Origin of the sequence: Pantoea sp. SoEX, from assembly GCF_009829945.1 — a bacterium.
Lineage (GTDB): Bacteria > Pseudomonadota > Gammaproteobacteria > Enterobacterales > Enterobacteriaceae > Pantoea_C.
On record NZ_SZZT01000011.1, the window covers coordinates 1 to 2,318 of the forward strand.

The following is a 2,318-nucleotide window of genomic DNA, read 5'->3' on the forward strand; positions in this document are numbered from 1 at the left end:
CTAGCGCTTATACTTCAAAGCCTCCCACCTATCCTACACATAAATATTCAATATTCAGTGCCAAGCTATAGTAAAGGTTCACGGGGTCTTTCCGTCTTGCCGCGGGTATACTGCATCTTCACAGCAAATTCAATTTCACTGAGTCTCGGGTGGAGACAGCCTAGCCATCATTACGCCATTCGTGCAGGTCGGAACTTACCCGACAAGGAATTTCGCTACCTTAGGACCGTTATAGTTACGGCCGCCGTTTACCGGGGCTTCGATCAAGAGCTTTTCCAATATTTGGATAACCCCATCAATTAACCTTCCGGCACCGGGCAGGCGTCACACCGTATACTTCCATTTTCATGTTTGCACAGTGCTGTGTTTTTAATAAACAGTTGCAGCTAGCTGGTATCTTCGACTAACTTAGGCTTGAAGAGTAAATCTCTTCACCTATATGTTAGTGTGCCTTCTCCCTAAGTTACGGCACCATTTTGCCTAGTTCCTTCACCCGAGTTCTCTCAAACGCCTTAGTATTCTCTACCTGACCACCTGTGTCGGTTTATAGTACGATTCAATATTACCTAGAGCTTAGAGGCTTTTCTTGGAAGCGTAGCATTTATCACTTTAGTACTGTTACGTACCTAGTCATCACGCCTTGATGTTAATGATGATCCGGATTTGCCTAGAACATCCATCTACACGTTTAAACCGAGATAACCATCACTCGGATGATATAGCTTTCTTCGTCCCCCCTTCGCAGTAATATTAAGTACAGGAATATTAACCTGTTTCCCATCGATTACGCCTTTCGGCCTCACCTTAGGGATCGACTTACCCTGCCCCGATTAACGTTGGACAGGAAACCTTAGTCTTTCGGCGAGCGGGTTTTTCACCCGCTTTATCGTTACTTATGTCAGCATTCGCACTTCTGATATCTCCAGCATATTTTACAATATGCCTTCAGCGATTTACAGAACGCTCCTCTACCCAATAATATAAAATATTATTGCCGCAGCTTCGGTATATGATTTAGCCCCGTTACATCTTCCGCGCAGGCTGACTCGACCAGTGAGCTATTACGCTTTCTTTAAATGATGGCTGCTTCTAAGCCAACATCCTGGCTGTTTAAGCCTTCCCACATCGTTTTCCACTTAATCATAATTTAGGGACCTTAGCTGGCGGTCTGGGTTGTTTCCCTTTCCACGACGGACGTTAGCACCCGCCGTGTGTCTCCCGTGATAACATTCATCGGTATTCGTAGTTTGCATCGGATTAGTAAGCTTGGATAGCCCCCTAGCCGAAACAGTGCTCTACCCCCAAAGATTAATTCACGAGGCGCTACCTAAATAGCTTTCGAGGAGAACCAGCTATCTCCCGGTTTGATTGGCCTTTCACCCCTAGCCACAAGTCATCCGCTAATTTTTCAACATTAGTCGGTTCGGTCCTCCAATTAGTGTTACCCAATCTTCAACCTGCTCATGGCTAGATCACCGGGTTTCGGGTCTATATTCTGCAACTAAAGCGCCCAGTTAAGACTCGGTTTCCCTACGGCTCCCTTAGATACAGTTAACCTTGCTACAGAATATAAGTCGCTGACCCATTATACAAAAGGTACGCAGTCACATCTATTATATAGATGCTCCTACTGCTTGTACGTACACGGTTTCAGGTACTATTTCATCCCCCTAACTGGGGTACTTTTCACCTTTCCCTCACGGTACTAGTTCACTATCGGTCAGTCAGGAGTATTTAGCCTTGGAGGATGGTCCCCCCATATTCAGACAAGATATCACGTGTCTCGTCTTACTCTTTGAGCATATAAATTTACATATTTTCATATACGGGACTATCACCCTGTATCGTTGGACTTTCCAGACCATTCTATTAACATGTATATTTATTTATAGCTCTGGGCTATTCCCCTTTCGCTCGCCACTACTAAGGGAATCTCGGTTGATTTCTTTTCCTCGGGGTACTTAGATGTTTCAGTTCTCCCGGTTTGCTTCGTTAAGCTATGAATTTACTTAACGATGATACACTAGAGTATCGGGTTTCCCCATTCGGATATCGCCGGTTATAATGGTTCATATCACCTTGCCGACGCTTTTCGCAGATTTGCACGTCCTTCATCGCCTCTGACTGCCAAGGCATCCACCGTATACGCTTAATTACTTAACCTCACAACCCACAGGCATCTTAATAAAAATTGTAAGTTATTATAATAATCATTATACATAATTTTAGATTAAAAAATAATGTATATGTACTATCTTATAGATAAATTAAGTTAATTTTAACTTGCTCCAGATTGTTAAAGAACTGAAAAACATATT

1 rRNA gene is annotated in these 2,318 nt (G+C 43.4%); it reads right to left on the reverse strand.

The window, feature by feature from the left end:
- Nucleotides 1-2,163: ribosomal RNA gene (locus tag FD726_RS03655) — 23S ribosomal RNA — on the reverse strand; the annotation flags it as partial.
- Nucleotides 2,164-2,318: the final 155 nt, after the last annotated feature.